The sequence below is a fragment of the Streptomyces spongiae genome, assembly GCF_009377185.1.
In the GTDB taxonomy this organism is placed as follows: Bacteria; Actinomycetota; Actinomycetes; order Streptomycetales; family Streptomycetaceae; genus Streptomyces; species Streptomyces spongiae.
Genome location: NZ_VJZC01000723.1, coordinates 1 through 4,484 on the forward strand (window position 1 = coordinate 1; position 4,484 = coordinate 4,484).

Consider the following 4,484-nt stretch of genomic DNA (forward strand, 5'->3'; position numbering starts at 1 on the left):
CCCCTGTTCCCCGCCCCCCGCGGGACAACCCCCTACGGCGGCTCCACACGCGGGCCCGGAGGGCCTGGGACCGGCCGCTCACCGCGTACTACCTGATCCTGGGCGGCAGTCTGCTGATCACCGTGCTGGGCCTGGTGATGGTGTACTCGGCCTCGCAGATCACCGCGCTGCAGCTGTCGTTGCCGGGCTCGTACTTCTTCCGCAAGCAGTTCCTGGCCGCCGCGATCGGGGCCGGGCTGCTGTTCCTGGCCTCGCGGATGCCGGTGAAGCTGCACCGGGCGCTGGCGTACCCGATCCTGGCCGGCTCCGTCTTCCTGATGATCCTGGTGCAGGTGCCGGGGATAGGGATGGCCGTCAACGGCAACCAGAACTGGATCTCGCTCGGCGGCTCCTTCCAGATCCAGCCCAGCGAGTTCGGCAAGCTGGCCCTGGTGCTGTGGGGTGCCGACCTGCTCGCGCGCAAGCAGGACAAGCGGCTGCTGACGCAGTGGAAACACATGCTGGTGCCGCTCGTACCGGTGACGTTCATGCTGCTCGGGCTGATCATGCTGGGCGGCGACATGGGGACCGCGATCATCCTCACCGCCATCCTGTTCGGCCTGCTGTGGATCGCGGGGGCGCCCACCCGGCTCTTCGTGGGCGTGCTGTCCGGGGCCGCGCTGATCGGTGTGATCCTCATCAAGACCAGCCCCAACCGCATGGCCCGGCTCACCTGCCTCGGCTCCACCGATGTCGACCAGTGCTGGCAGGCCGTGCACGGCATCTACGCGCTGGCGGGCGGCGGACTCTTCGGTTCCGGCCTCGGCGCCAGTGTGGAGAAATGGGGCCAACTACCGGAAGCGCACACCGACTTCATCTTCGCCGTCACCGGTGAGGAACTGGGCCTCGCGGGGACGCTGTCGGTACTCGCCCTCTTCGCGGCTCTAGGCTATGCGGGTATCCGCGTGGCCGGACGCACGGAGGACCCCTTCGTGAGGTATGCCGCGGGAGGCGTGACCACCTGGATCACCGCTCAGGCGGTGATCAACGTCGGTGCGGTGCTCGGTCTGCTGCCGATCGCCGGAGTCCCGCTCCCGCTGTTCTCCTACGGAGGATCCGCCCTGCTGCCGACCATGTTCGCCATCGGGTTGCTGATCGCCTTCGCGCGCGACGAGCCCGCTGCGCGGGCGGCGCTTGCGATGCGGCAACCTCGCTTTGGTAGAAAGCGGGCTGGAGGCCCTCCGGGGCCTCGGAGATGGAACACGATGCGACGGCGCGCCCCGGTGGCGCGTTCGTCCGGAGAGCGGTGAATTTCGGTGCATGTCGTCCTCGCCGGTGGCGGAACCGCCGGTCACATCGAGCCCGCGCTCGCCCTCGCGGACGCGCTGCGCAGGCAGGACCCGAGCGTCGGGATCACGGCCCTGGGCACGGAGCGCGGCCTCGAGACGCGACTGGTGCCCGAGCGCGGCTACGAACTCGCGCTGATCCCCGCCGTGCCCCTGCCACGCAAGCCCACCCCCGAGCTGATCACCGTCCCCGGACGGCTGCGCGGCACGATCAAGGCGACCGAGCAGATCCTGGAGCGCACCAAGGCGGACGCCGTGGTCGGCTTCGGCGGTTACGTCGCGCTGCCCGGCTACCTCGCCGCCAAGCGTCTCGGGGTGCCGATCGTGATCCACGAGGCCAACGCCCGGCCCGGTCTGGCCAACAAGATCGGTTCGCGGTACGCGGCCCAGGTCGCCGTCTCCACCCCGGACAGCAAGCTGCGGAACTCCCGCTACATCGGCATCCCGCTGCGCCGCTCCATCGCCACCCTGGACCGTGCCCGGGTCCGCCCCGAGGCGCGGGCCGCCTTCGGCCTCGACCCCGCCCTGCCGACGCTGCTCGTCTCCGGCGGCTCGCAGGGCGCCCGTCGCCTCAATGAGGTGGTCCAGCAGGTCGCGCCGTACCTCCAGCAGGCGGGCATCCAGATCCTGCACGCGGTCGGTCCGAAGAACGAACTGCCGCAGGTGCATCAGATGCCGGGGATGCCCCCGTACATCCCGGTACCGTACGTGGACCGGATGGACCTCGCGTACGCCGCGGCCGACATGATGCTCTGCCGCGCGGGCGCGATGACCGTCGCCGAACTCTCCGCCGTCGGGCTCCCGGCCGCGTACGTCCCACTGCCCATCGGCAACGGCGAACAGCGGCTGAACGCCCAGCCGGTGGTCAAGGCCGGCGGTGGACTGCTGGTCGACGACGCGGAACTGACGCCCCAGTGGGTGCAGCAGAGCGTCCTGCCCGTGCTCGCCGACCCGCACCGGCTGTACGAGATGTCCCGCGCCGCCAGTGAGTTCGGCCGCAGGGACGCCGACGAACTGCTCGTCGGCATGGTGTACGAGGCGATCGCCTCGCGTCACCGCTAGGCACATGCGAGAGAAGGCAGGGGAGAGTGGCCGGACCGACGACCGCCGAGCGTGGCGCAGACGACGACCTCCGGTCCGGCCCGTCTCCCGCCAGGAGACTCCCCGGCCCTCGTACGCTCATCATCCTTTCCCTCGCCCTGGTGTTGCTCGGAGGGGCCACCGTGTGGCTGCTCTACGGCTCCTCGTGGCTGCGCGTGGAGCGGGTGTCCGTCTCGGGTACGCGGGTCCTGACGCAGGCTCAGGTGGACGAGACGGCCGACGTGACCCCGGGAGCGCCCCTGATTTCCGTCGACCTCGACGGGATTGAGGCGCGACTGCGTCAGAAATTGCCCAGAATCGACTCGGTTGAGGTTGTCCGGGACTGGCCCCATGGAATCGACCTGAAAGTGGTCGAGCGCACTCCGGTTCTGCTTGTCGAAAAACCCGGAAAGGGGGGCAAGTATGTCGAAGTGGACGCCAAAGGCGTACGATTCGCCACGGTTTCGGAACCCCTGAAGGGCGTGCCCCTCCTTGAAATGGAGCTCGCGCGATCCGTCGCGCCGCGTCGTTTCGGTGCCGACCGGCTGGTGCGGGCCGCGGTGCGCGTCGCCGGTGACATTCCGGACGCTGTCGCGCGGAGCACCCGACTTGTCAAGGTCCGTTCCTACGACTCCATCTCGCTGGAGTTGACCGACGGCCGGACCGTCATGTGGGGCAGCGGCGAGAAGGGGCGCGCGAAGGCCCGTACGCTCACCGCCCTCATGAAAGCCGCCCCCGACGCGCGGCACTTCGACGTGAGTGCTCCCACGGCCCCTGCGTCATCAGCGAGTTGACGCACATCTGCGCAGGCCAGCACCCTGGTTGGGCACCGCTACGGCTGATCACATAGGGTGAAAAGAAAAACGGGAGGTTCGGCGTGTTCGTTGAACGTGCGCCACTTGTCGACTTAGTGTCCTGTTCAGAAGACTTCAAGGAACAGGCACACTGGTAACCCTAAACTTCAGGGTTAGGGTTCGGGTCGGCGATACGGACCGTCCCCATCGGCATCCGTCGTCTCCTCGTGGGCAACCGCGAAGTGACGACCCGTTAATCGAGGCGAGAGGCCTTCGACGTGGCAGCACCGCAGAACTACCTCGCAGTCATCAAGGTCATCGGTGTCGGCGGCGGTGGTGTCAATGCCATCAACCGAATGATCGAGGTCGGTCTCAAGGGTGTCGAGTTCATCGCGATCAACACGGACGCCCAGGCGCTGTTGATGAGCGACGCAGACGTCAAGCTCGACGTCGGCCGTGAACTCACCCGCGGACTCGGCGCCGGAGCCAACCCGGCTGTCGGCCGCAAGGCCGCCGAGGACCACCGTGAGGAGATCGAGGAGGTCCTCAAGGGGGCCGACATGGTCTTCGTGACGGCGGGCGAGGGCGGCGGCACCGGCACCGGCGGCGCGCCCGTCGTGGCCAACATCGCCCGCTCGCTCGGAGCCCTCACCATCGGTGTGGTCACCCGCCCGTTCACCTTCGAGGGGCGTCGCCGCGCCAACCAGGCCGAGGACGGCATCGCCGAGCTCCGCGAAGAGGTCGACACCCTCATCGTCATCCCGAACGACCGGCTGCTGTCCATCTCGGACCGCCAGGTCTCGGTCCTCGACGCCTTCAAGTCGGCCGACCAGGTCCTGCTCTCCGGTGTCCAGGGCATCACCGACCTCATCACCACGCCCGGCCTGATCAACCTCGACTTCGCCGACGTCAAGTCCGTGATGTCCGAGGCCGGTTCGGCCCTCATGGGCATCGGCTCGGCCCGCGGTGACGACCGCGCGGTGGCCGCGGCCGAGATGGCCATCTCCTCGCCGCTCCTGGAGGCGTCCATCGACGGCGCCCGGGGCGTGCTGCTCTCCATCTCCGGTGGCTCCGACCTCGGTCTGTTCGAGATCAACGAGGCCGCCCAGCTGGTCAGCGAGGCCGCGCACCCCGAGGCCAACATCATCTTCGGCGCGGTCATCGACGACGCCCTCGGCGACGAGGTGCGGGTCACGGTGATCGCGGCCGGCTTCGACGGCGGCCAGCCCCCGGCCAAGCGGGACAACGTCCTGGGCTCGTCCTCCAAGCGCGAGGAGCCCACGCC

General features: G+C 68.8%; 4 protein-coding genes. All 4 read left to right on the plus strand.

The features are described from left to right. Window positions 1-1,289: putative lipid II flippase FtsW (ftsW, locus tag FNH08_RS45365; protein ID WP_152777430.1), on the plus strand; the 1,289-nt coding region annotated here is incomplete at its 5' end. 6 nt (window positions 1,290-1,295) lie between these two features. Then, a complete protein-coding gene (gene murG / locus FNH08_RS45370; protein WP_322726492.1) occupies window positions 1,296-2,387 on the plus strand; it encodes an undecaprenyldiphospho-muramoylpentapeptide beta-N-acetylglucosaminyltransferase in 1,092 nt (363 codons plus the stop codon). A gap of 26 nt (window positions 2,388-2,413) precedes the next feature. Continuing rightward, complete coding sequence (locus FNH08_RS45375; protein ID WP_322726493.1) at window positions 2,414-3,199, plus strand: cell division protein FtsQ/DivIB; 786 nt, start codon at window positions 2,414-2,416, stop codon at window positions 3,197-3,199. 278 nt (window positions 3,200-3,477) lie between these two features. Beyond that, the coding region (gene ftsZ / locus FNH08_RS45380) for a cell division protein FtsZ (RefSeq protein ID WP_322726494.1) at window positions 3,478-4,484 on the plus strand (1,007 nt) is incomplete at its 3' end.